This window comes from Pseudomonas sp. PDM14, assembly GCF_014851905.1.
In the GTDB taxonomy this organism is placed as follows: Bacteria; Pseudomonadota; Gammaproteobacteria; order Pseudomonadales; family Pseudomonadaceae; genus Aquipseudomonas.
The window spans coordinates 1-25,829 of record NZ_JACVAQ010000001.1 but is presented as its reverse complement, the minus strand read 5'-3'; the positions used below and the strand labels follow the sequence as shown (position 1 = coordinate 25,829).

The window sequence follows — 25,829 nt, the reverse complement described above, 5'->3', positions numbered from 1 at the left end:
CATGGCCTTTTCAACCCAGGATAGCGACGAGGTTCTTTCCGAGATCAACGTCACCCCGCTGGTCGACGTGATGCTGGTGCTGCTGGTGGTGTTCATCGTCACCGCGCCGCTGCTGACCAACTCGATCCCGATCAACCTGCCGAAGACCGAGGCCGTGGCCCCGGCGGACCAGAAGGACCCGCTGGTGGTGAGCATCGACGGCGACGGCAAGCTGTTCATCAACAAGGACGAGATCCAGCCCGAGCTGCTGGAAACCAGCCTGATCGACGCCAAGGCCAAGGACGCCGAGCTGAAGGTTCAGCTGCAGGCCGACGACCAGGTCGACTATGGCGCCGTGGCCAAGGCCATGGCCGCCATCGAACGTGCCGGAATCACCAAGCTGGCGGTGATCACCGCCCGCTGACGCTTACGGGGCCGCTTCCGTCCTGGCAGGGGAACGGCTCCTTTTTTATTGCCAACCGGCGCTGCGGCGACGATCGAACCCGAACCGCATACCGCACAGAGAAACCCGCATGAGCACCCTGTACATTTCCCCCGGCGCCTGCTCGCTGGCCGCGCACATCGTCGTTCGCGAGCTGGACCTGCCGATCCAGATCGAGAAGGTCGCGCTGCGCACGCCCGATTCGCCGATCCACCAGATCAACCCACTGGGCCGCGTGCCGGCGCTGCAGCTGGAGGAGGGCGCACTGCTCACCGAAAACAGCGCGATCCTGCCGTTCCTCGCCGACCAGAAGCCGGGCACCTCGCTGTTCGCCGAAGCCGGCAGCATCGAGCGCGCACAGATCCAGAGCTGGCTCGGCTACCTGTCTGCGGAAATCCACACCGCCTCGTTCCGCCCGATCAACCGGCCGGAGCGCTACTGCGCCGATGAAAGCGCGCATCCGGGTATCCGTGCCCAAGGCCAGGTGCAACTGCTCAAGGCGTTCGAGCACATCGAGCGCCACCTGAGCGATCGCCAGTGGCTGGTCGGCGAGCGCTACACCATCGCCGATGCCTACCTGGGCGTATTCGCCAGCTGGCTCGGTCGCCTCGGCGGGCCGTTCGACCAGCTGCAGGCGGTCAAACGTGTACGCGACGCCTGGGCCGCTCGCCCGGCTGTACAGGCTGCGCTGAGCGCAGAGGGGCTGCGCTGAAGCCGTCCCGATCAGCGCTGAGCAAAACGCTGTAGCTGCATCTCGCGCAGGCGGCTGAGGGTGCGGCGGAAGGGGAAGGCCAGGTAGCCCTCGTCATACAGCTCCTCTAGCGCCACCTCGGCTTCCAGGTAGAGCGGCACGTGGCGGTCGTAGCATTCGTCGACCAGGGCGATGAAGCGCCGCACGCTATCGTCGCCACGGGCCAGGGCCGGCAGCTCGCGGTCACCGGCCACCACGCCCGCGGCACCGTCTTCGGTGCCGCGGGCGATGCGCCCTTCGCGCTGTGGGCCACCGAGGCGCGGCACGTCGCTAAGCAGCACATGAGCGAAGCGGTCGCACAGGGCGATGAAGTCCAGCGCGGACAGCGGCTGCCCGCAGAGATCGGCATAGCGGCACCACAGCACCGAGTCGCTACGGCGCACCACGTTGATCGCCCGATGGCCCAGCTCGATGGGGGTAGTCGAGATGGTTTGACCTGCGGTGAGCCGCTCGAACACCGCCTTCAACGCGCTGGATTGCCCAGGCTGGCTCAGCCAGTAGCGCTGCTCGGCTACACCCGGATGCAGGCGATGGTCCTGCTCGCCATCCACCGCCACTACCTGCATGTGTCGCTCGATGGCGGCGATGGCAGGAAGGAAGCGCTCGCGGTTGAAACCCTCGGCATACAGCTGTTGTGGCGGCTGGTTGGAGGTGGCGACCAGCACCACGCCCTGTTCGAACATCACCTGCAACAGGCTACCGAGCAGGATGGCATCGCCGATGTCGCTGACGAACAGCTCGTCGAAACACAGCACGCGCACCTCGCTGGCCAGCTCGCAGGCCAGGGCGCGCAATGGGTCGGCGGTACCGGTGAGCTGGAACTGGCGCCGGTGCACCCACTGCATGAAGTGGTGGAAGTGCTGGCGCCGCGACGGCACGCGCAGGCTGCGGTGGAAACTGTCCATCAGCCAGGTCTTGCCGCGCCCGACCGGGCCCCACAGGTATACGCCGCGGACTGGGCCGCTGCTTTCATGCAGGGCACGATGGCAGTTGTCGAGGGCGGTGGCGGCACGCAGCTGGGCGCTGTCCGGGTGGAAACCCTGCTGCTCGATGGCCTGACGGTAGGCGGCGAGCGGGGGCAGGGGAAGGTTGGACGACGGCTCTGGCATGGGACTTCTGTGCGCGATGGACTGCGCCACTGTAGTCGCTGCTCCGCATCATGATCCAGTGCCGAATGCAGCCGAGCACGACGAGCGGGTGGCGTCGCGACTGACTGCTACGAAGCGGCTTTGCAGATCGACAACGCTGCCGCATCGCGAGTTGACGCCTGCTGCTCGCCCCCGTTTGCCTGCAGTCGTGAGGGCGAGCGGAGGCGATTCGGATCGGGTTAGGCATGTGGGAGCCGGCGCGATGACGGCTTGAGGTACCATGCCGCGCCGAATCCCTCCGCTAGCCGCTGGCCCTCTATGTCCTCCAACGCCCTGTACACAGACCTGTCCGCCTACTACGACCTGATGTGCGCCGACATCGACTACCCGGCGCAGAGCCACAGCGTACGGCGGCTGCACCAACTGTTCGGCACGGCAGGGCGCAATCACCTCGACCTCGCCTGCGGCACCGGCCCTCACGTGCGTCACTTCATCGACTACGGCTACAGCAGCGCCGGCCTGGACATCAACCAGCCGATGCTCGACATCGCCCAGCAACGCTGCCCCGAAGCCAGCTTCACCCGCCAGGACATGGCCGACTTCAGCGTGGCCGAGCCGCAGGACCTGATTACCTGCTTTCTCTACTCCATCCACTACAACCCCGGCATCGCCCAACTCACACAATGCCTAGCCAACGTGCATGCCGCGCTGGCGCAGGGCGGCGTGTTCTGCTTCAACGCCGTGGACAAACACAAGATCGACAACGCCTCCTTCGTGCGCCACACGGCCGAACACGACGGCAGCCACTTCGCCTTCGGCTCCGGCTGGTACTACCCCGGCGAAGGCGAGCGGCAGGCACTGCGCCTGAGCATCGAAAAGACCACGAATGGGCAAATCCAGGCCTGGAATGACGAACATACGATGGTCGCGCTGAGCTTTGCCGAGTTGCAGGCGTTATTAGCGCCGTACTTCGAGGTGCAGGTGTTTGAGCATGACTACGAGAAGATCACCCCGTGGGGCGGGGTGTCGGGGAATGGGTTGTTTGTTTGTGTGAAACGGTAGGGTTTTCCACGATCTGTTGATCATTTGCCGTGCGGCATGGCAGTCACGATTGTATTGGTGTTGACCAGTGTCCGTTTCCGGCCAGAAGCGGTCACTCATTGAACAAGGCTTTTCACTACATATGGATTTCCGTATATTTGAAAATCCATATGTAATGAGGCGCTGCCGTGCTGAGCCCATCTGAACTATTCAAGTGCTTATCCGACGAGACCCGCGCTCGCGCCACATTGCTGATCGCCGAGCATGGTGAGTTGTGCGTGTGTGAACTCATGTGTGCGCTGGACGACAGTCAACCCAAGATATCCCGCCATCTGGCACTGCTTCGTAGCACCGGCCTACTGCTCGACCGACGCCAGGGCCAATGGGTCTATTACCGGCTCAATCCGGAGCTGCCGGCATGGGCCGCAGAGGTTCTCAAGGTAACGCTTCACGCCAATACCGACTGGCTAGCGAGCAACTCCACCCGCCTTTGCAACATGGACGGACGCCCTGTCCGTACCTGCTGCTGATCCCTGTCTGTAAGAAATCATCATGCTGATTGCCGCTGCCGTTTTTCTGTTCACGCTCGTCCTGGTCATCTGGCAACCGAGAGGCCTTGGCGTTGGTTGGAGTGCTGCACTCGGTGCGGGCATTGCTCTCGCAATCGGAGTGGTGTCGTTGCAAGACATCCCTACCGTCTGGGCCATCGTATGGAATGCCACCGCTACCTTCATCGCGGTGATCATCATCAGCTTGTTACTCGACGAGGCCGGCTTCTTTGAGTGGGCTGCTCTGCATGTGGCGCGCTGGGCGGATGGGAATGCACACCGCCTGTTTGCCTTCTGCATACTGCTGGGCGCTGCCGTTTCCGCACTGTTTGCTAACGATGGCGCTGCGCTGATCCTCACCCCCATAGTTATCTCGATACTGCTGGCGCTACGCTTCTCTGCCGCTACCACTTTGGCTTTTGTCATGGCAGCAGGGTTCATTGCGGACACTGCCAGCCTGCCGCTGGTGGTGTCGAACCTGGTGAACATTGTCTCTGCGGACTACTTCAACCTGGGCTTCGCCGAATACGCGTCCGTGATGGTGCCGGTCAACCTGGTCAGCGTTGCCGCGACCTTGCTGGTTCTCTACCTGTTTTTCCGTCGCGACATCCCGGCGCAATACGCCCCCGACGCGATAAAGGTGCCCATCGAGGCAATTCGTGATCGCTCGACCTTTATCGTCGGCTGGTGGGTATTGCTGGTACTGCTGGTCGGCCTGTTTGCCCTGGAGCCACTTAGCATACCCATCAGCGCAGTGGCGGCAGTGTGTGCGGCCATCCTCTTTGCCGTGGCAGCGAAGGGGCATGTGATCGCCACGCGTCGGGTGCTGCGCGATGCCCCCTGGCAGGTCGTGATCTTTTCGCTGGGTATGTACCTGGTGGTCTACGGCTTGAAGAACGCAGGACTAACCGACTCCCTCACTCTGGTGCTGAACCGCCTCGCCGAGCAGGGGTTGTGGGCGGCGGCCTTGGGCACGGGGCTGCTATCGGCCGCTCTGTCCTCGGTGATGAACAACATGCCCAGCGTGCTGATCGGCGCTCTGTCCATCCAGGCCAGTGAAGCCAACGGCATCATCCGCGAGGCCATGATCTACGCCAACGTCATCGGCTGCGACCTGGGCCCAAAGATCACTCCCATCGGCAGTCTCGCGACTCTGCTCTGGCTGCATGTGCTGGAGCGCAAAGGCATCCGCATCACCTGGGGGTACTACTTCAAGGTCGGCATCCTGCTGACCTTGCCGGTTCTGTTGATCACTCTTTCGGCCCTGGCATTGCGCCTGGCCTTCTAGACGCTGCCCTCAGGGCACAGGAGCAAAACATGCGCGTTCTCTTCATGTGCACGGCCAACAGCTGCCGCAGCATCCTTTCCGAAGCGATGTTCAATCACCTGGCGCCGGAGGGTTTCGAGGCTGTCAGCGCCGGGAGCTTCCCCAAGGGGCAGGTACTGCCACGCAGTCTCACGACCTTGCAGCAAGCTGGCATTTCCATCGATGGGTTGAGCAGCAAGGGTAACGATGCGTTCGAGGCGAATCCTCCGGACATCGTTATCACCGTCTGCGACAAGGCTGCTGGAGAAGCCTGCCCGGTGTACTTCGGCCCGGCTCTGAAGTCCCATTGGGGGCTGGGGGATCCCTCTGATGTGCAAGGAGATGAACGCGAAGTGGATGCTGCCTTCCGCGCCACCCTGGCACGCATCGAACAACGTTGCCGGGCCTTCCTTGCATTGCCATTCGAGCACCTGAGCCGTGATGAACTCAAGCGTGAACTGGATAGCATCGGAACCCTGTGAGCGAGCGCACTAACGATGACAGACCATCTACCCAATCTCGATCAAACACTGTTCGACGAGAAGTCCGAGGCCCGTGGCGATATCCACCCAAAGCCCCGCATCTTGCTGCTCTACGGTTCGACGAGAGAGCGCTCTTTTAGCCGCTTGCTGACGGAGGAAGCGGCGCGACTGCTGGAACATTTCGGCGCAGAAACCCGCATCTTCAACCCGTCCGGTTTGCCGCTGCCAGACGATGTTCCGGTGGAGCATCCCAAGGTTCAGGAATTACGTGATTTGGTGCTGTGGTCGGAAGGCCAGGTCTGGTGCTCGCCTGAGCGTCATGGCGCGCTATCCGCCGTGTTCAAAGCTCAGATCGATTGGATTCCTTTGGCCCTTGGCGCCATTCGTCCAACTCAAGGAAAAACGCTGGCGGTGATGCAGGTTTGCGGCGGCTCGCAGTCATTCAACGTCGTCAACCAGCTGCGCGTTCTTGGCCGCTGGATGCGTATGTTCACCATCCCCAACCAGTCCTCGGTGCCGAAGGCCTACATGGAATTTGACGAGGCTGGCCGCATGAAACCCTCGGCTTACTATGATCGCGTCGTCGATGTGATGGAGGAGCTTGTGAAGTTCACCCTCCTACTGCGCGAACGGCCCGACCTGGTCGACCGTTACTCCGAGCGCAAGGAGGCAGCCGAGGAGCTTTCAAAACGGATGAATCAGCGTTCGATTTAGCCCGACGCGCAGTGTCTGCTATTGGCCGGAAGCAGGCGTAGATTAACGCCGATGCAATAGATGATTGGCTTCGGGCGCGAGACCGCACTCTGGATAAGCAGGCCCCAAGAGCCTGCTCTTATCTCTACTGACCCAGCCTCAGTGCTGCACAAACCGTTCGCGCGTTGCGCGCAAGCGAGGCAGTGGCAGGCTGACCAGGATGACTATCGCCAGCAGGCCGACGCCGAGTAGTGGCAGGTTGGCCAGGCCGAGGTTGACGCTCAGCCACAGGCCGCCGAAGTAGGCGCCGCTGGCGTTGCCGAGGTTGAAGGCGGCGTGGCTGAGGGTGGCGGCCAGGCTGGCGGATTCGCCGGCCTGTTCCACCAGCAGCAGTTGCAGCGGCGAGGAAATGGCGAAGCTGGCCACGCCCCAGACGAACAGGAACGCCAGCGCCACCGGCGCCACATCCATGAACAAGTACAGGCCGAGCAGGCACAGCGTGCTGCAGGCGAAGGCCATCGGCAGGGCGAAGCGGAAGCCCTTGTCGGCCAGGCGCCCGCCGAGCAGGTTGCCCAGGGTCAGGCCGATGCCGAACAGCAGCAGCGCGCCGTTGCTGTGCGAGGCGCTGAAGCCGCCGACATCGCGCAGCAGCGGGCTGATGTAGGTGAACACGCCGAACAGCGCCACCGACGACAGGCAGCAGACGAGCAGGGCGTGCAGCACCGGGCGGCGCATGATGCCGGCCCAGGCGCTGGCTTCGCTGCGTGGCGGCACCGGCGTGTTCGGCAGCCACAGTGCCTGGGCGAGCAGGGCGAGCACGCCGAAGCCGGCGACGGCGAAGAAGGTCATGCGCCAACTGGTGGCCTGGCCGAGCCAGGCGCCGAGCGGTACGCCGAGCACGTTGGCGATGGTCAGGCCGCTGAGTACCAGGGCCATGGCCGAGGCGCGTCGATGCAGCGGCGCCAGTTCAGCAGCGAGCAGCGTGGCGCAGCCGAAGAAGCCGGCGTGGCTCACGGCCGTGAGCATGCGCATGACGATTAGCCACAGGTAGTCCGGGGCGAGGGCGCAGCCTAGGTTGCCCAGGGCGTAGGCGCCCATCAGCCAGAGCAGGGCCTGGCGGCGTGGCAGGCGCCCGAGCAACGGGCCGAGCAGTGGCGCACCGATCACCACGCCCATGGCATAGGCGCTGACCAGCAGGCCGGCGTCGGCCAGGCTCACGTTGAGGTCGGCGGCGACTTCGGGCAGCAGGCCCATGATGATGAATTCGCTGCTGCCGACAACGAAGCCGCCAAGGGCCAGCGCCAGCAACGGCAGGGAAAGCAGGGTGCTCGGGTTCATGCAGCGGGGTATTCCGGTTGGCGGCGGTGCCGCGAATGAATGGCTACGCGCGACGCGCTTCGCGAGGAAGGCATCGAGGCATGGGCATGTAGTAGGTAGTTGGGTTTTTCTTATGAGGGATGCAGCGCCGCCATTATCCACATCACGGCGCTTCGGCGCAGCCCGAATCAGACCCACACGGAAGGATGCCTTGATCGCACGTTCCGGCTCAGTGGCACAGCAGGCCGTCGCTGAGGAATATGCGGAGGAACTGCCGCGTGTGCTCTTCCCGGGGGACGATCACCCCGGAATCGCCCGGTGGCCACGTCGCGGGCGAAGCTCATCTCGTGGGTGACGGTTGCGTATCGTGCGCTTTTCTTCGGCCCGGCTGCGGATGGTGGCGAGCACCTCGCCGACCGGCTCCGGGTCGAGCGCCGAGGTTGGCTCGCCGAACAGGATCACATCCGCTTGCATGGCCAGCGCGTGCGGCCGCGGTCGGTGGTGCTGGCGCGCGACTGCCTCTTCATCACCAGCGGGCCTTCATCTCTGGCGGCACGGGGGCTTCCGCAGGGCGCGCCATGCGCGTCAGCAGGCTCGTACCTGACCTCCGGTGCGCGCGGCGCACCCTAGGGCCGTCGACCCGTAGCGGCAAGGCTGTAAAGTGCAGGTAGTTGTTCCAAAGGGCCTAAACCTCGGGCTTGCAACGTAAGCAGTGCGTGCCTCGCTTGGCATGCTGCGCCCTGAACACGCGCAATGAGGCAGCGAGCGCCGTCGTAGCCTCGCTCAAGCCAAAAGCCTGAACATTTCGCCACCCCCAGAGATCCATGTATCCAGGTGCTCTCCTGTCCACGGGTGCCATTTCCACACTGCTACGCAGCAGGGCGCGCCCAGCTGAGCCGGGATCCCGCGCCGCTATTGGCTAGCCCGAGCGCTGTCACGTGCTCGTTATTCAATTAAGTTTTGTCCGTGAAAGAATTAGTTATTTTTTCGCGATATTGAGGTGGCATTACAGTGGCGCCAGCGCGGCGCCGCAGCCCTCTGCCAGCCCGACTCGCCAGCCCGAGGTTCGACCATGTCCGCCGTGGAAATCCTTTCGCCTCCCCTCAGCACGCAGCGGCCTCTGAACATGCGCGCCGTACTCGGTGCCAGCAATGACGAGTTGCTCGCGCGTGGTCGTGCGCGGGCCGGCGAACACGGGCTGAGCTACGCCGGCAGCCTCTACCCGCCGGAAGCCTGGGCGCTGATCGAAGCCGGCGCGGTGCGCCTGGTCGATGTGCGCACTGCCGAGGAGCTGCAGTTCGTCGGCCAGGTGCCGAATGCGCTGCACGTGCCGTGGCAGGTTGGTGCGACGATGCTCGACAACCCGCATTTTCTCGACGAACTGGCACGCCGCGTCGGGCGCGATGCGGCGCTGGTACTGCTGTGTCGCAGCGGCAAACGCTCTGCGGCGGCGGCAACTGCCGCCACGGCGGCCGGTTTCTCCCAGGTGTTCAACGTGCTGGAAGGCTTCGAGGGCGATCTCGATGCCCAGCAGCAGCGCGGCGAGCGCGGTGGCTGGCGCCTCTGGGGTTTGCCCTGGATCCAGGACTAGACTCTCTTCATCAACTTCTTCGGGCGGGCCACCCTTGCATGGCCGTAAAGGATCGCGCATGTCCAACAAACTCACAGCGGGCCTTACCGGCCTGACGCAGACGCCGAGCGATGTGGTATCGCGGCCGGTCAACTGGCAGCTCGAACAGATCGTCGAGCAACTGCGCGCGGCGCGTGCCGAATGGCGCAGCAGCACCGGGCGTGCCCGCGAGCCGGGTGGCCGCGAACTGCCGTCGCGTGCGGCCATGGCGGATATCCTTGAAGCGCTGTGCGGCGCGCTGTTCCCCATGCGCCTGGGGCCAACCGACCTGCGCGCGGAAAGCGAAGACTTCTACGTCGGCCACACCCTCGACACCGCACTCAACAGCCTGCTCGCCCAGGTCCGCCTGGAACTGCGTCACGCCGCTCGCCAGCGCGGCGAAGCGGAGCCGCAGGGCGAGCAGGAAGCGATCCGCATCGTGCGCGATTTCGCTACCGCGCTGCCGAGCCTGCGTTACCTGCTCGACAGCGACGTGATCGCTGCCTACAACGGCGACCCGGCGGCGCGCAGCGTCGACGAGGTATTGCTGTGCTACCCGGGCATTCTCGCGGTGATTCATCATCGCCTGGCCCATCACTTGTACCGTGCCGGGCTGCCGTTGCTGGCGCGCATCGCCGCGGAAATCGCCCACTCGGCCACCGGCATCGATATCCATCCGGGGGCGCAGATCGGCCACAGCTTCTTCATCGATCACGGCACCGGCGTGGTCATCGGCGAGACGGCGATCATCGGCAACCGAGTGCGCATCTACCAGGCGGTGACCCTGGGCGCCAAGCGCTTCACCGCCGACGAAACCGGCCAGTTGCACAAAGGCCAGCCGCGTCACCCGATTGTCGAGGACGATGTGGTGATCTACGCCGGCGCGACCATTCTCGGGCGCATTACCATCGGTCAGGGCTCGGTCATCGGTGGCAATGTCTGGCTGACCCGCAGCGTGCCGGCCGGCAGCAACGTCAGCCAGGCCAGTGTGCAGAACCAGTGCGGTGGCAGTATCTGACTGCTCCCGCCATCGCTTCGCGCAAGGATGCGAACGCCACGGACCGCTTGCCGGTCCGATGGTCGTAGAGAGGGGAAGCTGTTTGCCCGGACAGTTTTTTTTCCAGTAAATTGGCGTCCCTTCGCTTCTCGCCGGCATTTGCTGGCGCCGTTCAGCCTCCTGCCACAGGCCCCGTCGTGACCGCTACTTCCGCCGCCGTACCCGCTTCGATCTACCGCCAGCCCGGTTTCCTGCCATTCCTCGCCAGCCGTGTGCTGGCCATGTTCGCGGTGCAGATCCTCGCCGTGGTGGTCGCCTGGCAGGTCTACGACATCACCCGCGATCCGCTGTCGCTGGCCTATGTCGGCCTGGCCCAGTTCATCCCCATGCTGTTGCTGCTGATGCCGGCCGGCGACCTGATCGACCGCTACGACCGCAAGCTGATCCTCGGCCTGAGCTGGGCACTGGAGGCGCTGTGTGCTGGTGCGCTGCTGTGGCTATCGGCAACTCACGGCGGTTCGGTCACGGCGTTCTACGGCGTGCTGGTGGTGTACGGCTGCGCGCGGGCGTTCACCGGGCCGGCGCTGTCCAGCCTGTTGCCGCAGATCGTGCCGCGCGAGCGGCTGGCCGCGGCCATCGCCGCCAACGCCATGATCGTGCGCGTTTCGACCATCACCGGCCCGGTGCTCGGCGGCGGCTTGTACGCCCTGGGTGGCGGTGAGCTGACCTACTTCGTCTGCCTGCTCTGCTTTCTCGGTGGCGCGGCAATGCTGGCCTTCGTACGTGTGCGCTATGCCGAGCAGCGCCAGGCCCTGGAGGCGACGGCGTGGAAGCGCTTCACCGCCGGCATCCACTTCATTCGCAGCCGGCCGATCATCCTCGGCACCATTTCCCTCGACCTGTTCGCCGTGCTGCTGGGCGGTGTGGTGGCGCTATTGCCGATCTACGCCCAGGAGGTGCTGAACGTCGGCCCGACCGGGTTGGGCATCCTGCGCAGCGCCATGGCCATTGGCGAGGTGACGGTGGGCTTCTACCTGAGCGTGCGGCCGTTCAACCGCAATGTCGGCAAGGTGATGTTCATCGCCGTTGCCATTTTCGGCCTGGCCAACCTGCTGTTCGCCCTGTCGACGCTGTTCTGGCTGTCGTTCGCGGCGTTGCTGGTGGCGGGCGGGGCGGACATGGTGAGCATGTACATCCGCTCCTCGCTGGTGCAGTTCTCCACCCCGGACACCATGCGTGGCCGGGTCAACGCGGTGAACATGCTGTTCATTGGCTCTTCCAACGAACTCGGCGAGTTCCGCGCCGGCAGCAGCGCGGCGTGGTTCGGCGCGGTGCCGGCCGCCGTGCTCGGCAGCCTGTGCACCCTGGGCGTGGTGGGCGGCTGGGCGTGGGGCTTCAAGACGCTGCGCCAGGTCGATCGTTTCGAGGATGCGTCGCCGAGCAAGCAGGCCTGATCGCTCGGGGGGGGGCGATTTATACGGTCGCGCGTTGATCGTGATGAGTGGTCAGATGCGACGTTACCCAGCAAGGGCAGTGGTCGGGCCTGCCTGGTGGGTTACGTGACGCGCGGGCCATCTGGCTGGCCGATGCTCCGTGCGTTGCGTCACTAACCCACCCTACAAAAGCACGCTCACGTCGCCAAACGATCAGACCGGCACGTCGCCGAGAATGGTGGCGCGGTGCATTACCCGGCGCACCGGGCGGTAGTCGTCCACGGCGTAGTGCTGGGTGATGCGGTTGTCCCAGAAAGCCACGTCGTTTTCCTGCCAGCGCCAGCGGATGGTGAACTCCGGGCGTGTCGCGTGGGCGAACAGGAAGCGCAGCAGCGCGTCGCTTTCCGCCGGCTGTAGCTCGTTGATCCGGGTGGTGAAGCCTTCGTTGATGAACAGCCCCTTGCGCCCGGTGACTGGGTGCGTGCGCACCACCGGGTGCGACAGCGGCGGGTGCTTGCGCTGCACCTCGTGGTAATGCTCCAGGTCTTCGGCGGTGGTACCGAAACGCTCCAGCGGGAAGGAACGGGTGAAGTCGTGGGTCGCGGTGAGGCCGTCGAGCAGCGTCTGCAGTGGTTTCGACAGCGCCTCGTAAGCGGCGCTGCTGCTCGCCCACAGGGTGTCGCCACCAAAGGCGGGCAACTGCTTGGCGGCCAGCACGGCGCCGAGTGCCGGGGTGGGCAGGAAGGTCACGTCGGTGTGCCAGATGGCGTTGTCGGTGACATCGGTGACGGCGGTGTCCAGCACCAGAACTTCCGGCTGCTCGGGGATGTTCGGGTAGATCGGGTGAATGTGCAGGTCGCCGAAACGCGCGGCGAAGCGCGCCTGCTGTTGCGGTTCGATTGGCTGGGCGCGGAAGAACAGCACCTGGTGCTGCAGCAGGGCGTTCTCGATGGCCTGCTGGTCGGCGTCGGACAGCGGCTGGCGCAGGTCGATACCGCCGATCAGGGCGCCTAGGGCCGGGCTCAGGGGTGTGATGTTGAGAGGCATGCAGTGACTCCTTGACGAGGGGGAGGACGACGCCCTCACCCCAGCCCGCTCCCGAAGGGAAAGGGGGTTGTTCGATGTGTGTGGTCAGCGCCGATCACGTCGGCAGCTCCGGCAATCCCCGCACGCTTCGGAGCGGGGCGCGTAACCTGGGTTAGGGTGAGAGGCTTGGCCGTCTCAGCCGCGTCTCAATGGCTCTGCCCGTGCCACGGCACCAGCCTGCGCTGCAGGGCGCGCAGGCCGAGTTCCAGGGTGCAGGCGATCAGGGCGATGACCAGGATGCCGAGGATCACCACGTCGGTGACCAGGAACTGCGCCGCCGACTGCACCATGAAGCCCAGACCGCTGGTGGCGGCGATCAGCTCCGCGGCAACCAGGGTCGACCAGCCCACGCCGAGGCCGATGCGCACGCCGGTGAGAATGTCAGGCAGGGCGCTGGGCAGGATCACGTGGCGAATCAGCTGCACAGGCGTGGCGCCCAACGACTGCGCGGCACGCAGCTTGGCCGGGTCGACATTGCGCACGCCGGTGGCGGTGGCGATGGCGATCGGCGCGAAGATGGCCAGATAGATCAGCAGCACCTTGGACAGCTCGCCGATGCCGCACCAGATGACGATCAGCGGCAGGTAGGCCAGCGGCGGAATCGGCCGGTAGAACTCGATCAGCGGGTCGAAGATGCCGCGGGCGATGCGGTTGCGGCCGATGGCGATACCCAGCGGGATTGCCGTCAGCACGGCGGCGAGCAGGCCCAGGCCGATGCGTCCGAGGCTGGCGCCGAGGTGCTGCCAGAGGCTGGCGTCCATATAGCCGACGGTGATCAGTTGCCAGCCGCGCGCCGCTACGGCCTGCGGGCTGGGCAGGAACAGCGGTTCGATCAGCCCGGCGCTGGTCACGGCCCACCAGAGCAGCAGCAGGCTGCCGATACTCAGCGAGCTGATCAGCGTCAGGCTCACTTCGCGCTTGGCCGGGATAGGCTGCCTGTCGCGGCTGACGCGGGGCAGAAGGGGCAATTCCAGGCTGCTCATGCGCTTCTCCTTTGCCGTTCGGCGAATACCTGGGCCAGTACGTGTTCACGGGTTTCGATGAAGCGCGGGTCGGACTTGATCGCCCGTGCGCTCTCACCAGCGGCGTAACGCTGGCCGAAGTCCAGGCGCAGGCGCTCGCTGATGCGTCCGGGGTTGGGTGACAAGAGAATCAGGTCGCTGGCGAGGAACACCGCTTCCTCGATGTCGTGGGTGATCAGGAATACCGGCTTGGCGGTGCGTTGCCAGACCTGCAGCAGCAGCTCCTGCATCTGTTCACGGGTGAAGGCATCCAGCGCGCCGAAGGGCTCGTCCATCAGCAGCACGCGCGGGTCGGCAGCCAGGGCGCGGGCCAGGCCGACGCGCTGTTTCTGCCCGCCGGAGAGTTCCCAGATGCGCCGTTGCTCGAAGCCCGCCAGGTCGACCAGTGCCAGCAGTTCGCGGGCACGGGCTTCGCGCTGGCTACGCTCGACGCCGGCCAGTTGCAGGCCGAAGGCAACGTTGTGCAGCACGTTCTGCCAGGGCAGCAGGGCGTCGTCCTGAAACACCACGCCGCGCTCGGCGCTGGGCCCGCGCACGGGGCGCTGGTCGAGGGTGATGCTGCCGGCGCTGGGGGCGACGAAGCCGGCGATCAGGTTGAGCAGCGTGGTCTTGCCGCTGCCGGAAGGACCAAGGGCCACCAGCAGTTGCTGTGGCCCCAGGGTCAGGGAAATGTCGGTCAGTACCGGCTCGGCCGTGCCGGGGTACTGTGCGCTGATGCGCTCCAGCTGTAATAAGGCCATGGGTTCTCTGCTTGTGTTGAATAAGCGAAAGGTGGCGTCCGTGCGACCCCTCGACATCCTGCCCGCGAAGGGGCAGGGGCCCGATGCTCGATCCGGGGCGCGTGGCCTCAGCGGCTGCGCGCACCCGGCACAGCTGACTCAGTTGGTGATGAACTGGTTGCTGACGTAGGAGGTGTAGTCCGGCAGCACGGCCTCGACCTTGCCCTGTTCCTTGAGGAAGGTGGCGGTGTCGGTGATCGCCTGGGTGGTCGGCGCACCGAGTGCGGTGACCTGGTCGGCGGCCAGCGGGAAGACGTTGCCCTGCAGCAGCAGTGGAATGTCCTCGGCCTTGGCGCCGGAGAGTTTCACCACCTTGGCGATGTTGTCTTGATTGGCCAGCCAGGCTTGTGGGTCCTTGCGGTAGTCGGCGTAGGCGTCGAGGGTGACCTTGGCGAAGGCACGGACCACGTCCGGGTGCTTCTCGGCGAAGTCCTTACGTACGATCCAGGCGTCGAAGGTCGGCGCGCCGAGCGTGCTCAGCTCGCCGGAGGTGATCAGCACCTTGCCGTTTTCCTTGGCCACGCCCAGCGCCGGGTCCCAGACGTAGGTGGCGTCGATGTCGCCGCGCTTCCAGGCGGAGATGATCGCCGGTGGCGCCAGGTTGAGCACCTGTACCTTGGACGGGTCGATGTTCCAGTGCTTGAGCGCGGCGAGCAGGCTGTAGTGGCCGGTGGACACGAACGGCACGGCGACTTTCTTGCCGATCAGGTCTTCGGGTTTGCTGATGCCGCTGCCGTCACGGGCGACCAGGGCTTCAGCTGCGCCGATCTGGGTGGCGATGAGAAAGGTCTGCACCGGCAGCTGGCGGGTGGCGGCGGCAGCCAGCGGGCTGGAGCCGACGTAGCCGATCTGTACGTCGCCGGACGCTACGGCGGTGATCACTTCGGCGCCGCCGTCGAATTTGCGCCAGTCGATCTCGGACTTGCTGGCTTTCTCGTAGGCGCCATCGGCCTGGGCGACTTTGGCCGGGTCGACAGTGGTCTGGTAGGCAACGGTGAAATCGGCGGCCTGCGCGCCGAACGCCAGACCGGCGAAGGTCAGCGTGGCCAGCAGGCGGCGGGGAAAGAGGGTGTTGATCATGACAGTTGCTCCTAGCAGCGCCCGGCTGAAAGGAGCCGGATCACGGGACAGATTCTTGGTTTTGATGAATGTCCGGTGGTCCGGTGGAGAGAAGCTAAACGATCTAAGAAAATTAAAATAAATACTTTTTTGATATTAGCTTAGGCGCGATTGCGTGGCCGTGAGGGCGCTGCAGCCGCCGCGGTATCTGGCCTGCAGGCAAAAACGCAAAAGTCCCGCGAATTGCTTGGCGGGGCTTCTGGCGAATCGGCTCGGATTACGCGGTCTGTGCAGTGTCGACCTGATCGAGGAGCAGCTTGCGCGTGGTCTTGAGCAGGCGATCGGACAGCTCGGGATCGCTGACGCTGCGCGACAGACTCAGCGCACCGACCATGGCGCAGAACATCAGCACGCTTTGCTCGTCGGCATCGTCGTTCGCCAGTTCGGCCGCGATCATCTCCAGGCGGTTCCTGACCATCTCGTCGGTGATCGGGCTTGGCTGCCCACGCTGGCCCAGTTCGGAGGACATGGTCGGCAGTGGGCAACCGGCACCGGGATCGTTGCGGTGCGCGCTGGACAGGTAGAACTTGATGAAACCGGCCAGGGGCTTCGGGCCGCTGGCGTTTTCGCCAGCGCTGACCCGTAGCGTATCGACCGAGTGGCGTAGCGCCGTTTCCACCAGCTCGTCCTTGGACTTGAAGTGCGCGTAGAAACCGCCGTGGGTCAGCCCCAGGGTTTTCATCAGCGGCTGCAGCCCGGTGGCGCCGACACCGTCGCGGCGAAACAGGCGCGCGGCCTCCTCGATGATGCGTTGGTGGGTCTTGGCTTTGTGGTCTTCCGAGTAGCGCATGGCTGGGTTCCGTCGAGTGCTTTGGAATGCTGGGCGTCATCTTACCTGCTTACAGGCTCAGACTCGTCGTTTCTGTGAAAGTGCCGGGCTGCCTCTTGCGCGCGAGAACCAGTGTGCACAGCGCCGGCAGGAACAGCAGGGTGAGCAGCGTGCCCACCAGTACGCCGCCAATCAGTACGTAGGCCAGCGACGACCAGAACACCGAGAACGTCAGCGGGATGAACGCCAGTGCGGCGGCCAGCGCAGTGAGGATCACCGGGCGCGCGCGGCGGACCGTGGCCTCGATGATCGCCTCGCGTATCGGCATGCCGTGATCCTGGTTCTGGCGAATCTGGTCGGTGAAGATCAGCGTGTTGCGCATGAGAATGCCGCCGATGCCGATCAGCGCGAGGATGGCGTTGAAGCCGAACGGCTGGTTGAACAGCAACAGGCTCGGCACTGCGCCGATCAGGCCGAGCGGTGCGGTGGCGAAGACCATGAACATCACGCCGAACGAGCGCACCTGGAACATGATCACCACCAGCATCAGCAGGATCATGATCGGGAACAGCACGGCAAGCGCCTTGTTGGCCTTGCCGCTTTCTTCCACCGGGCCGCCGATGGCCAGGTGATAGCCGGCGGGCAGGGCGGCGATCAGCGGCTGCAGGTCGGCATAGGCGGACAGTTCGGCGTCCGGCGGCTGGGTGCCATCGATGATGTCGGCGCGCACTTCGAAGGTGATCTCGCGGTTGCGTCGCTTGAGGATCGGCTCCTCCATCACCGGCTGGAAGTGCCCGACCTGTTGCAGCGGCACGGACAGGCCGGCGGCGTTGGTGATGGTCAGGTCGTCGATGCTGCCCAGCTGTTCGCGCTGCACGCCGAGGGCGCGAACCATCACCGAAACGCTGCGCGTGCCTTCGCGAACCTGGGTGATCGGGTTGCCGCTGAGCAGGGCATTGACCTGGGATTTAACCTCCGCCGGGGTAAAGCCGAGCAGGCGCAGGCGGTCCTGGTCGAGCACCAGGCGGTAGCCACTGCTGCGCTCGCCCCAGTCGATGAAGGTGTCGCGGGTGAGCGGGTTGGCTTCGACGATGGTGCGTGCCTCGGCGGCGATGCCGCGCAGCACGTCGACGTCCGGCCCGGAGAGGCGGAAGACCACCGGGAAGGGCACGGGCGGACCGAACAGCAGCTGTGTGACCCGCACCCTGGCCGAGGGAAACTCACCGGCGGCGATGCGTTGGCGCATGCGCAGCTTGAGCGCTTCGCGCTCCGTGGCACTGTCGGTCTGCACCACCAGCTTGGCGAAGGCCGGATCGGGCAGTTCCGGGTTGAGCGAGAGGAAGAAACGCGGCGGGCCGCCACCGATGTAGGCATCCACCAGCTTGGCCTGGGGTTCCTGGCGCAGGGCCTGTTCCAGCTGTTCGACCACCGCTTCGGTGGCCTTGAAGGCGCTGCCCGGTGGCATGTAGACCTCGAGCATCAGCTCGGAGCGGTCCGAGTTGGGGAAGAACTGCTTCTTCACCACGCCCATGCCGAGGATGCACAGCACGAATGCACCGACCACCAGGCCGGTGACCAGATAGCGATGGCGCACGCAGGCCTCGACCATGCGGCGCAGCCGGGCATAGCCGGGGCTGGCGTAGATCGCGTCGTGGCCGCCGGCTACCGGCTTGATGGCGGGTAGCAGCTTCACCCCCAGGTAGGGCGTGAATACCACGGCCACCAGCCAGGAGGCGATCAGGGCGAAGCCGACGATCCAGAAGATGTTGCCGGCGTACTCGCCGGCGCCGGACTTGGCGAAGCCCACCGGCAGGAAGCCGATGATGGTCACCAGGGTGCCGGTGAGCATCGGTGCGGCGGTCGAGCTCCAGGCGTAGGTGGCCGCGGAAATGCGGTCGAGGCCTTCCTCCAGCTTCACCACCATCATCTCGATGGCGATGATGGCGTCGTCCACCAGCAGGCCGAGGGACAGGATCAGCGCGCCGAGGGTGATGCGGTCGAACTCGCGGCCGCTCATCAGCATGATCACGAAGACGATCGACAGGGTCAGCGGTACCGCCGCGGCGACCACCAGGCCGACGCGAAAGCCCAGCGCGAGCAGGCTGATGAACATGACCACGGCGAGGGCGACGAAGAACTTGATCATGAACTCGTTGACCGCCAGGCGAATCTTGCTGGCCTGGTCGGCGACCTTGTCGAAGGTCACGCCCAAAGGCAGTTGGGCATGGAGGCGCGCTTCCTCGTCCTTGAGCGCCTTGTCGAGGTCGAGGCCGTTGAAGTGCTTCTGCATGATCACGCCGAGCATCAGCGCCGGCGTGCCCTGGTGGCGAATGCGGTAGGTGGGCGGGTCTTCGTAGCCGCGCCGCACGCTGGCGACATCGGCAATGCGCAAGACCTTGCCGTTGGCCAGCAGTGGCACGTTTTCGATCTGCGTCAGGCTGTCGAAGGCACCGTCGAGGCGGATGTAGGCACGTGGCCCGCTGGTTTCGACGAAGCCGGAGGGCGCCACGTTGTTTTGCTTGGCCAGCGCCTCGAAGATCTGCTCGGGCTTGATGCCCAGCGTGGCCAGACGCTCGTAGGAGAATTCGACGAACACGCGTTGGGCCTGCTCACCAAGGATGTTGACCTTCTTCACCCCGGGCAGGTGCAGAAATCCCTGGCGCAGTTCCTCGGCCATGCTGACCAGTTGCCGGTGCGGTAACTGCTCGGCTTCCAGGGCGTAGAGGGCGAAGTACACGTCGGAATATTCATCGTTGAAGAAGGGGCCGGCCACGCCCTGCGGCAGGCGGCTGGCTTCATCGCCTAGTTTCTTGCGGGTCTGGTAGAACACGTCCTGTATGGCACCGGGCGGGGTCGAGTCGAGAAACATCACCTTCATCGAGACGAAGCCCGGTTGGGCGATGGTTTCGACGCGGTCGTAGTAGTCCAGCTCCTGCAGGCGCTTTTCCAGGCGGTCCGCCACCTGTTCCTGCATCTCCCGGGCTGTGGCGCCGGGCCAGGCGGCGGTGACGGTCATCACCTTGACGGTGAAGGACGGGTCTTCGGCGCGCCCCAGCTTGCCGAAGGCGAAGATGCCCGACGCCAGCACGGCGATGATCAGGAACAGGGTGACCGCCGGATTGCGTACCGCGATTTCCGAAAGGTTGAGGCCGCGCATGTCAGGGTTTTCCTTGTGCGGCATTGGCCAGGGCGAGTGCCTGGCCGGGCAGCAGCCGAACCGGGTCGCCCTCGTGCAGCAGGTGCGCGCCGAGCGCGACAACGCGCTGGCCGCTGTTCACGCCCGCGCCGAGCAGCGCGTGTTCCTGTTCCAGACGCACGACCTGCACGGGCTTGAAGTGCACGCGGTCCTCATCGTCGATCAGCCACACACCGCTTCCCTTGCCTGCGTCGTACAGCGCGCCGAGCGGCACCCGGACCTGCTGCGTGGCGCTGTCGCTGGCCAGGCGCAGGGTGATGGTCGAGCCAATAGGGAACGGCTCGCTGGCACCGTCGAGAATGTAGCGCGCGCGAAAGGTACGGGTCGCCGGATCGGCCGCGGCAGACAGCTCGCGCAGCCGCGCGGCAACGCTCACCGCCGGCGTGCTGAACAGCGCCGCCTGGGCTGCGTTGCCGGCCAGTTCGCGCTGGGTTTCCGGGATGTCGATCACCGCCTCGCGGGCGCCGTCATGGGCAAGACGGGCGACGATCTGCCCTTCGCCCACGACCTGGCCACGGTCGACCTGCACCTCGGTGATCACCCCGTCGGCGTCGGCCTTGAGGGTCGAGTAGCTGCGGCGGTTCTGCACCTGGTTGGCATCCGAGCTGGCGGCTGCCAGGTCGGCCTCGGCGACCCGCAGGCGCGTCGCCGCCTGGTCGAAGATCTGCTTGGAGATCGCACCGCTGCTGACCAGTCGCTGATAGCGCCGGGCATCGTCACGGGCCTGATTCAACTCGGCCCGTGCCGCCTGTACGCGGTTGTTCGCCGCGCGCAGGGCCAGCTCGAAATCCTCGATGTCCAGCACCAGAAGCGTATCGCCCCGGCGCACGCGCATACCTGGATCGACCTTGCGTTCGATCACCTTGCCGGCGACCCGAAAGCCGAGGTTGCTCTCGGTCCGCGCGGCGACCACGCCGGTATAAACCGCCGCATGCTGCGCGGCGGGCTCCACCGGGGCGGCGAGTACCAGCCGCGGCGCGGTTGTGGTATTCGCCGTGCTATCGGCCTGGCTGTTGCAGCCGGCAAGGGCGAGCAGGGCGATCAGCGGCAGCAGCCTGCTGAGGCGACGTGGGGGCATGCGCATGAGCCGGGCTCCTGTGTTCACTGGTCGACCGCTTCCAGCAGCGTGGCGACGCCCTGGCCACCGGCGATGCACTGGGTGGCGATGGCGTAGCGCCCGCCGGTGCGCTTGAGCAGCGAAGCCGCCTTGCCGGTGATGCGCGCACCGGTTGCACCCAGCGGGTGGCCGAGGGCGAGGGCGCCGCCATCGATGTTGACCTTGGCCATGTCCAGGCCCAGTTCACGGACGCAGGCGATGGATTGGCTGGCGAAGGCCTCATTGATTTCCACCAGGTCGATGTCGTCGATGCTCAGGCCGGCACGTTCGAGCACCTTGCGGGTGGCTACGACCGGGCCCACGCCCATGATGTCCGGCGCACAACCGCCGACCGCGACCGCCTTGACTCGCGCGAAGATTTCCAGATTGCGGCTGCGGGCAAATTCCTCGGTGCACACCAGCACCGCGGCGCTGCCATCGGTCAGCGGCGAGGAGGTGGCTGCGGTGACGCTGCCGCCGAATGCTGGTTTCAACCCGGCCAGGGCTTCGGCGTTGGTGCCGGGGCGGATGCAGCCGTCTTCCTCGACACGGCCATCCGGGGTGTCGATGGCGACGATCTCATCGACGAACAGGCCGCGCTCACGGGCGCTGGCGGCCTTGGCGTGGGACTCCACCGCCATGGCTTCCTGCTCTTCACGGCTGACCTCGAAGCGCTTGGCGACTTCCTCGGCGGTATGCCCCATGGCCATGTACACCTGCGGGAAGCTGCTCATCAGGCTCGGGTTGGGCGAGATGTTGAAGCCGCCCATGGGCACGCGGGTCATCGACTCGATGCCAGAGCAGATGAAGGCCTCGCCAGCGCCGAGCATGATCTGCCCGGCGGCGAAGTGAATGGCGGTCATCGAGGAGCCGCAGAAGCGGTTCACCGTGGCGCCGCCCAGGGTTTCCGGGAAGCCGGCACGGAAGCTGGCGATGCGCGCGATGTTCATGCCCTGTTCGGCTTCGGGGTAGGCGCAGCCCATGATCACGTCCTCGATCTCACTGGGATCGAGGTCGAGCTTGTCGACCAGACCCTTGAGCACCTGCGCGGCCAGATCGTCGGGACGGATATTGATCAGCGAACCCTTCTTGGCGAAGTGGAAAGGGGAGCGGGCGTAACCGGCAATCACGATGGAAGTCATGGCAATCAGTCCTTGGCGGGTGGTGGTCGACGGGGTGATTCGGATGTCACCGTCGAGAAAGATGATAGGTGTAATTCAAACGATCGTATAGATTGCGATCATAATTTAAATGCATCGCAGCAGCGGTCGTTCTCTATGGATGCGAGGTGCTCAGCCCTGCATGTTGAGGATCAGGCAGGTGGTCGAACCGACGGCATACAGACGGTCGTCGACGTCATAGATACGCCCTTCAGCCAATGCGGTGCTACGACCCAGGTGCACGATACGGCCTTCGGCGCGCACCGGGCCGATGTCGCCCCGCAGGGCGCGCACGTAGCTGATGCGCAGGTCGGTCGTGGTGTAGCCCTGGCCGGGCTTGAGCAGCGTATGAACGGCGCAGCCCATGCACGAGTCGAGCAGCGTCGCGGCGTAGCCACCGTGCACGCTGCCCAGCGGGTTGTAGTGGCGCGCGTCCGGTGTGCCTTGGAACACGAACAGGCCGGCAGACCATTCGATCGGCACGAAATCCACCAGGTCGCCAAAAGGCGGGCAGGGCAGTTCGCCCTTGCCGATGCGGTCGAAGAACTCCTGCGGCGCCAGTTCGGCAACCTGGGCCAGGGTCAGCGTGCCGGGGGCTGCCAGCGTGGCGCGCTGGCTTTGTTCGGCGGCCAGCCAGCTGGCGAGTTTTTCTTCACGGGTAAGCACGGGCATGACAGATCTCCATCGGGAAAGGTCGGCAGAATCGTTTGATTGCAGTCGTAATCTAATTATATATTACGACCTAAATATTAAATCCAGCCCTGATTGCGGAGTCGCCATGCGCCCTGTCCCCATTCCTTCTCGAAGCCTGTTGCTGCTCCTGATCGTGCTGACCGCATTGGGTGAGATTTCCACCCAGCTGATCATTCCCAGTCTGGGGGGTATCGAGGTGGCATTCGATGCGCGTCCCGGCAGTAGCCTGGTGGCGCTGTCCGCGTTCGTCGCAGCCTTTGGTGTCGGCCAGTTGGTATTGGGGCCGCTATCGGATCGCATCGGTCGGCGTCCGGTGCTCATCGTCGGGTTGCTGGCCTATCTCGCCGCCACGGCCTGGATGCTGTTCGCCAGCAACATGGGCGAGTTCATCGCCGCCCGCGTGCTGCAGGGGTTGGGGGCGTGTGCGGCGCTGGTATTGGCGCGAGCCATCGTGCGTGATGTTTGGCAGGCGCAAGCGGCTCCCGCTCTGGCTCTGACTGTGATCGGCATGCTGTGCGCCATCGTCATTTCCCCCATGCTGGGAGGCCTGCTCACCGTTCTGGGTGGCTGGCAGGCGCCGATCATCGCCGCTTTGCTGGTTGGCGCCAGCGCGTTGCTGGCGGTTGTCCTTCTATATAAGGAGAGCAACGCGCATCTCGATCCGCAGGCCGGCCAGCTTCGGCACCTGGCGGGCAATTACCTGGACTTGCTGCGCTCGCGTGCCAGTCGCGCGTTCGCCATCGCGCTGTTGCTCACCTATGGCGCGATGTTCGCGGTGATCGCCGGCTCGTCCTTCACGTATATAAAGCTGCTGCAGCTGACGGCTACGCAGTACGGCTTGACGTTCGGCCTGATCGTCTCCGGTCTTATCGCTGGCGCGGTGTTCACACGGCGCAACATTCTCGGCCTTGGTCCGGTACGCATCGTTGGCATTGGCGTCGCCCTGGTGGCTGTCGGTGGCCTGTTGAGCCTGGTGGTCTACAAGTTGTTCGGTTTGTCGATTCTCGGTCTGTCCCTGCCGCAAGTGTTGGTGACGCTGGGTGGCGGGATGGTGCTGCCGGCGTCGGTGGCGGGCGTGGTGATGCCCAATGCCCATCGTGCAGGGCTGGCGTCCGGGTTGATGGGGTTCGCTCAGATGCTCGGTGCTACCTGTGCAGGCCTGTTGCTCAGTGCCCTGCAGGATGGATCTGCATGGCCTATGGTGCTTCTACACGCGATTTTCGCCGTGGCAGCTTTCGTGCTGTTTCATCTGTTGCGCGCGCCGCATCCGGCTGCAGCCCAGGCGGCTGCCAAACTTCCCTGACTTCGGAGACTTCGCATGAGTGCATACGACGTTGTGATCATTGGTGGCGGTCCGGGCGGCTATAACGCAGCCATTCGCGCTGGCCAGTTGGGGCTGAAGGTAGCCTGCGTCGAAGGACGGGAAACCCTCGGCGGCACCTGCCTCAACGTCGGCTGCATGCCATCGAAGGCGCTGCTGCATGCATCGGAACTGTACGAAGCCGCAGCGGGCAAGGAGTTCGCCAACCTTGGTATCGAGGTCAAGCCTTTGCTCAATTTGTCGCAGATGATGAAACAGAAGGCGGAGAGCGTTGACGCACTCACCAAGGGCATCGAGTTTCTCTTTCGCAAGAACAAGGTCGACTGGATCAAGGGGTGGGGACGCATCGATGGAGTGGGGCGCGTCATGGTCACTGCTGCCGATGGCAGTCAGCTGGAGTTGTCAGCGAAGGACATCATCATCGCCACCGGTTCAGAGCCAACACCGCTGCCGGGCGTGACCATCGATAACCAGCGCATTCTCGATTCGACGGGCGCGTTGTCGCTTCCCGAGGTGCCCAAGCACCTGGTGGTGATCGGAGCGGGTGTGATCGGGCTCGAACTCGGTTCGGTCTGGCGGCGCCTAGGCAGTGAAGTGACTGTGGTCGAGTATCTCGACCGGATTTGCCCCGGACTCGATCTGGAAACGGGCAAGACGCTGCAGCGCTCACTGTCCAAGCAAGGGATGGCGTTCAAGCTGGGCAGCAAGGTGACCAGCGCCGTTGTCGATGGCAAGTCGGTGTCACTCACGCTCGAGCCGGCGGCAGGCGGTGCGGCTGAGTCGTTGCAGGCAGACTACGTGCTGGTGGCCATCGGTCGCCGTCCTTATATAGAAGGGCTTGGCCTGGAGAGCGTGGGTCTTGCACCGAACCAGCGTGGGATTGTCGAGAATGAGCACTTGAAGACATCGGTTGGCGGCGTCTGGGTCATTGGCGATGTCACCTCGGGGCTGATGCTGGCGCACAAGGCTGAGGAGGAAGCGATCGCCTGTATCGAGCGGATTGCGGGTCATGCCGCCGAGGTCAACTACGAGGTCATCCCCAGCGTCATCTACACCAAGCCGGAAGTGGCGAGTGCAGGGAAGACCGAAGAACAGCTCAGGGCGGAAGGACGGGCTTATAAGGTGGGCAAGTTCCCGTTCACGGCCAATAGCCGAGCGAAGATCAATCACGAAACAGAAGGCTTCGCCAAGGTGCTTGCGGATGAGCGCACCGATGAGATCCTCGGTGTGCATCTGATCGGGCCAAGCGTTAGCGAGATGATCGGTGAGTATTGCGTTGCGATGGAGTTCGCCGCGTCCTCTGCAGACATCGCCCTCATCTGCCACCCACACCCAACCCGTTCCGAAGCGCTGCGCCAGGCTGCAATGGCCGTGGAAGGCTGGACGATGCAGGCTTGAAAGCGCGCGATTACGGGGTGTAAGAACTTCTTTCCATATTTCCTTCACAAAGGTGTTGACGCCGTTTCTGTCTCCCCTATAATGCGCACCTCTTCCGGTGCAGCCGGATCCGAAAACTCCTTAGTAAACAAGAAGTTAGACGAAAATAAAGGTTGCAACGGTGGCGGATTCGAGTAGAATTCGCCGGGCTGACAAGGTGGTGGTTTGATCTTGTTAGCGCCTCAGTCGGAAGCGACTGAGGTAGTGTGAAAGAGGTGGTTGACAGCGAGTTTGAACGCTGTAGAATTCGCCTCCCGCTGATGTGAAGCGAAAGCAGATCGGAAGCGCAAGCGGTTGAGAAGAAACGAAAAATTCTTCAAAAACAGCTTGACAGATTTAAAGGCTGCTGTAGAATGCGCGGCCTCGGTTGAGACGAAAGACTTAATCGAAACGCTCTTTAACAACTTGAATCAAGCAATTCGTGTGGGTGCTTGTGAGGTAAGACTGATAGTCAACTGATTATCA

General features: G+C 64.4%; 24 protein-coding genes. 12 read left to right on the top strand and 12 right to left on the bottom strand.

All coding sequences use genetic code 11. From position 1 onward, the window contains the following. Nucleotide 1: 1 nt before the first annotated feature. Together IB229_RS00120 and IB229_RS00115 are read left to right on the top strand one after the other, a co-directional pair. Nucleotides 2-403, top strand: coding sequence for an ExbD/TolR family protein (locus IB229_RS00120; RefSeq protein ID WP_192323735.1), 402 nt, complete (start codon nucleotides 2-4; stop codon nucleotides 401-403). Between the two features lie 109 nt (nucleotides 404-512). Next, nucleotides 513-1,133, top strand: a complete 621-nt coding sequence (locus IB229_RS00115; RefSeq protein WP_192323732.1) for a glutathione S-transferase C-terminal domain-containing protein — start codon at nucleotides 513-515, stop codon at nucleotides 1,131-1,133. A gap of 11 nt (nucleotides 1,134-1,144) precedes the next feature. Here the strand turns inward: IB229_RS00115 and zapE are convergent, their stop codons facing one another. Continuing rightward, nucleotides 1,145-2,281: a cell division protein ZapE gene (gene zapE / locus IB229_RS00110; protein ID WP_192323730.1), complete on the bottom strand. Its 1,137-nt coding sequence runs from the start codon at nucleotides 2,279-2,281 to the stop codon at nucleotides 1,145-1,147. Between the two features lie 297 nt (nucleotides 2,282-2,578). Here zapE and IB229_RS00105 point away from each other — a divergent pair, with 297 nt between their 5' ends. The 5 genes from IB229_RS00105 (at nucleotide 2,579) to arsH (ending at nucleotide 6,351) form a co-directional block, all read left to right on the top strand. Continuing rightward, the gene (locus tag IB229_RS00105) at nucleotides 2,579-3,322 is read left to right on the top strand and encodes a class I SAM-dependent DNA methyltransferase (RefSeq protein WP_192323728.1); all 744 of its coding nucleotides are present in this window, start codon (nucleotides 2,579-2,581) and stop codon (nucleotides 3,320-3,322) included. Between the two features lie 167 nt (nucleotides 3,323-3,489). Further along, nucleotides 3,490-3,831, top strand: coding sequence for a metalloregulator ArsR/SmtB family transcription factor (locus IB229_RS00100; protein WP_192323726.1), 342 nt, complete (start codon nucleotides 3,490-3,492; stop codon nucleotides 3,829-3,831). 22 nt (nucleotides 3,832-3,853) lie between these two features. Then, a complete protein-coding gene (locus IB229_RS00095; protein WP_192323724.1) occupies nucleotides 3,854-5,137 on the top strand; it encodes an arsenic transporter in 1,284 nt (427 codons plus the stop codon). A 29-nt stretch (nucleotides 5,138-5,166) separates the two neighbouring features. Beyond that, on the top strand, nucleotides 5,167-5,637 hold the full coding sequence (locus IB229_RS00090; RefSeq protein ID WP_192323722.1) for an arsenate reductase ArsC: 471 nt from the start codon (nucleotides 5,167-5,169) through the stop codon (nucleotides 5,635-5,637). 15 nt (nucleotides 5,638-5,652) lie between these two features. Continuing rightward, on the top strand, nucleotides 5,653-6,351 hold the full coding sequence (gene arsH, locus IB229_RS00085; protein WP_192323719.1) for an arsenical resistance protein ArsH: 699 nt from the start codon (nucleotides 5,653-5,655) through the stop codon (nucleotides 6,349-6,351). A 138-nt stretch (nucleotides 6,352-6,489) separates the two neighbouring features. Here arsH and IB229_RS00080 read toward each other — a convergent pair whose 3' ends face one another. Together IB229_RS00080 and IB229_RS00075 are read right to left on the bottom strand one after the other, a co-directional pair. Further along, nucleotides 6,490-7,668: an MFS transporter gene (locus tag IB229_RS00080; RefSeq protein WP_192323717.1), complete on the bottom strand. Its 1,179-nt coding sequence runs from the start codon at nucleotides 7,666-7,668 to the stop codon at nucleotides 6,490-6,492. A 279-nt stretch (nucleotides 7,669-7,947) separates the two neighbouring features. Then, nucleotides 7,948-8,121 carry a hypothetical protein gene (locus tag IB229_RS00075; RefSeq protein WP_412547761.1) on the bottom strand — a complete coding sequence of 58 codons (174 nt, stop codon included), beginning with the start codon at nucleotides 8,119-8,121 and terminating at the stop codon, nucleotides 7,948-7,950. A 598-nt stretch (nucleotides 8,122-8,719) separates the two neighbouring features. Here IB229_RS00075 and IB229_RS00070 point away from each other — a divergent pair. The 3 genes from IB229_RS00070 to IB229_RS00060 all read left to right on the top strand — a co-directional run bounded on the left by IB229_RS00070 (nucleotide 8,720) and on the right by IB229_RS00060 (nucleotide 11,707). Beyond that, a complete protein-coding gene (locus IB229_RS00070; RefSeq protein WP_192323715.1) occupies nucleotides 8,720-9,238 on the top strand; it encodes a rhodanese-like domain-containing protein in 519 nt (172 codons plus the stop codon). 58 nt (nucleotides 9,239-9,296) lie between these two features. Beyond that, entirely contained in the window at nucleotides 9,297-10,274 is a 978-nt protein-coding gene (gene epsC, locus IB229_RS00065) for a serine O-acetyltransferase EpsC (RefSeq protein ID WP_192323713.1), read from the top strand. 176 nt (nucleotides 10,275-10,450) lie between these two features. Then, nucleotides 10,451-11,707 (top strand): MFS transporter, encoded by a 1,257-nt coding sequence (locus IB229_RS00060; RefSeq protein WP_192323711.1) that lies wholly within the window; start codon nucleotides 10,451-10,453, stop codon nucleotides 11,705-11,707. 192 nt (nucleotides 11,708-11,899) lie between these two features. Here IB229_RS00060 and tauD read toward each other — a convergent pair whose 3' ends face one another. The 9 genes from tauD to IB229_RS00015 all read right to left on the bottom strand — a co-directional run bounded on the left by tauD (nucleotide 11,900) and on the right by IB229_RS00015 (nucleotide 22,585). Then, complete coding sequence (gene tauD, locus IB229_RS00055; protein WP_192323709.1) at nucleotides 11,900-12,733, bottom strand: taurine dioxygenase; 834 nt, start codon at nucleotides 12,731-12,733, stop codon at nucleotides 11,900-11,902. A 185-nt stretch (nucleotides 12,734-12,918) separates the two neighbouring features. Next, nucleotides 12,919-13,755, bottom strand: coding sequence for a taurine ABC transporter permease TauC (gene tauC, locus IB229_RS00050; protein WP_192323707.1), 837 nt, complete (start codon nucleotides 13,753-13,755; stop codon nucleotides 12,919-12,921). After that, on the bottom strand, nucleotides 13,752-14,534 hold the full coding sequence (gene tauB, locus IB229_RS00045) for a taurine ABC transporter ATP-binding subunit (protein WP_192323705.1): 783 nt from the start codon (nucleotides 14,532-14,534) through the stop codon (nucleotides 13,752-13,754). The genes tauC and tauB overlap by 4 nt, the downstream gene beginning before the upstream one ends. A 138-nt stretch (nucleotides 14,535-14,672) precedes the next feature. Beyond that, nucleotides 14,673-15,653, bottom strand: coding sequence for a taurine ABC transporter substrate-binding protein (gene tauA, locus IB229_RS00040; protein WP_192323703.1), 981 nt, complete (start codon nucleotides 15,651-15,653; stop codon nucleotides 14,673-14,675). Between the two features lie 256 nt (nucleotides 15,654-15,909). After that, on the bottom strand, nucleotides 15,910-16,482 hold the full coding sequence (locus IB229_RS00035; protein ID WP_192323701.1) for a TetR/AcrR family transcriptional regulator: 573 nt from the start codon (nucleotides 16,480-16,482) through the stop codon (nucleotides 15,910-15,912). Between the two features lie 49 nt (nucleotides 16,483-16,531). Next, nucleotides 16,532-19,618, bottom strand: a complete 3,087-nt coding sequence (locus IB229_RS00030) for an efflux RND transporter permease subunit (RefSeq protein ID WP_192323699.1) — start codon at nucleotides 19,616-19,618, stop codon at nucleotides 16,532-16,534. A gap of 1 nt (nucleotide 19,619) precedes the next feature. Further along, nucleotides 19,620-20,735, bottom strand: coding sequence for an efflux RND transporter periplasmic adaptor subunit (locus tag IB229_RS00025; RefSeq protein WP_192329146.1), 1,116 nt, complete (start codon nucleotides 20,733-20,735; stop codon nucleotides 19,620-19,622). Between the two features lie 23 nt (nucleotides 20,736-20,758). After that, nucleotides 20,759-21,895 carry a thiolase family protein gene (locus IB229_RS00020; RefSeq protein WP_225578875.1) on the bottom strand — a complete coding sequence of 379 codons (1,137 nt, stop codon included), beginning with the start codon at nucleotides 21,893-21,895 and terminating at the stop codon, nucleotides 20,759-20,761. 150 nt (nucleotides 21,896-22,045) lie between these two features. Next, the gene (locus IB229_RS00015; protein WP_192323696.1) at nucleotides 22,046-22,585 is read right to left on the bottom strand and encodes a PaaI family thioesterase; all 540 of its coding nucleotides are present in this window, start codon (nucleotides 22,583-22,585) and stop codon (nucleotides 22,046-22,048) included. A 106-nt stretch (nucleotides 22,586-22,691) separates the two neighbouring features. Here IB229_RS00015 and IB229_RS00010 point away from each other — a divergent pair, with 106 nt between their 5' ends. Next, nucleotides 22,692-23,909 carry an MFS transporter gene (locus tag IB229_RS00010; protein WP_192323694.1) on the top strand — a complete coding sequence of 406 codons (1,218 nt, stop codon included), beginning with the start codon at nucleotides 22,692-22,694 and terminating at the stop codon, nucleotides 23,907-23,909. Nucleotides 23,910-23,924: 15 nt separating this feature from the next. Next, a complete protein-coding gene (gene lpdA, locus IB229_RS00005; RefSeq protein WP_192323692.1) occupies nucleotides 23,925-25,325 on the top strand; it encodes a dihydrolipoyl dehydrogenase in 1,401 nt (466 codons plus the stop codon). The last annotated feature ends 504 nt before the right edge of the window (nucleotides 25,326-25,829 follow it).

What these genes read in the sequence shown, in the direction of transcription:
- tauC (WP_192323707.1), bottom strand. Translation starts at nt 13,755, where the DNA reads ATGAGCAGCCTGGAATTGCCCCTTCTGCCCCGCGTCAGCCGCGACAGG.
- lpdA (WP_192323692.1), top strand. Translation starts at nt 23,925, where the DNA reads ATGAGTGCATACGACGTTGTGATCATTGGTGGCGGTCCGGGCGGCTAT.
- tauA (WP_192323703.1), bottom strand. Translation starts at nt 15,653, where the DNA reads ATGATCAACACCCTCTTTCCCCGCCGCCTGCTGGCCACGCTGACCTTC.
- IB229_RS00070 (WP_192323715.1), top strand. Translation starts at nt 8,720, where the DNA reads ATGTCCGCCGTGGAAATCCTTTCGCCTCCCCTCAGCACGCAGCGGCCT.
- IB229_RS00105 (WP_192323728.1), top strand. Translation starts at nt 2,579, where the DNA reads ATGTCCTCCAACGCCCTGTACACAGACCTGTCCGCCTACTACGACCTG.
- IB229_RS00115 (WP_192323732.1), top strand. Translation starts at nt 513, where the DNA reads ATGAGCACCCTGTACATTTCCCCCGGCGCCTGCTCGCTGGCCGCGCAC.
- IB229_RS00030 (WP_192323699.1), bottom strand. Translation starts at nt 19,618, where the DNA reads ATGCGCGGCCTCAACCTTTCGGAAATCGCGGTACGCAATCCGGCGGTC.
- IB229_RS00095 (WP_192323724.1), top strand. Translation starts at nt 3,854, where the DNA reads ATGCTGATTGCCGCTGCCGTTTTTCTGTTCACGCTCGTCCTGGTCATC.
- epsC (WP_192323713.1), top strand. Translation starts at nt 9,297, where the DNA reads ATGTCCAACAAACTCACAGCGGGCCTTACCGGCCTGACGCAGACGCCG.
- arsH (WP_192323719.1), top strand. Translation starts at nt 5,653, where the DNA reads ATGACAGACCATCTACCCAATCTCGATCAAACACTGTTCGACGAGAAG.
- zapE (WP_192323730.1), bottom strand. Translation starts at nt 2,281, where the DNA reads ATGCCAGAGCCGTCGTCCAACCTTCCCCTGCCCCCGCTCGCCGCCTAC.
- IB229_RS00015 (WP_192323696.1), bottom strand. Translation starts at nt 22,585, where the DNA reads ATGCCCGTGCTTACCCGTGAAGAAAAACTCGCCAGCTGGCTGGCCGCC.
- IB229_RS00090 (WP_192323722.1), top strand. Translation starts at nt 5,167, where the DNA reads ATGCGCGTTCTCTTCATGTGCACGGCCAACAGCTGCCGCAGCATCCTT.
- IB229_RS00120 (WP_192323735.1), top strand. Translation starts at nt 2, where the DNA reads ATGGCCTTTTCAACCCAGGATAGCGACGAGGTTCTTTCCGAGATCAAC.
- IB229_RS00020 (WP_225578875.1), bottom strand. Translation starts at nt 21,895, where the DNA reads ATGACTTCCATCGTGATTGCCGGTTACGCCCGCTCCCCTTTCCACTTC.
- IB229_RS00080 (WP_192323717.1), bottom strand. Translation starts at nt 7,668, where the DNA reads ATGAACCCGAGCACCCTGCTTTCCCTGCCGTTGCTGGCGCTGGCCCTT.
- IB229_RS00010 (WP_192323694.1), top strand. Translation starts at nt 22,692, where the DNA reads ATGCGCCCTGTCCCCATTCCTTCTCGAAGCCTGTTGCTGCTCCTGATC.
- IB229_RS00075 (WP_412547761.1), bottom strand. Translation starts at nt 8,121, where the DNA reads ATGCAAGCGGATGTGATCCTGTTCGGCGAGCCAACCTCGGCGCTCGAC.
- tauB (WP_192323705.1), bottom strand. Translation starts at nt 14,534, where the DNA reads ATGGCCTTATTACAGCTGGAGCGCATCAGCGCACAGTACCCCGGCACG.
- IB229_RS00025 (WP_192329146.1), bottom strand. Translation starts at nt 20,735, where the DNA reads ATGCCCCCACGTCGCCTCAGCAGGCTGCTGCCGCTGATCGCCCTGCTC.
- tauD (WP_192323709.1), bottom strand. Translation starts at nt 12,733, where the DNA reads ATGCCTCTCAACATCACACCCCTGAGCCCGGCCCTAGGCGCCCTGATC.
- IB229_RS00035 (WP_192323701.1), bottom strand. Translation starts at nt 16,482, where the DNA reads ATGCGCTACTCGGAAGACCACAAAGCCAAGACCCACCAACGCATCATC.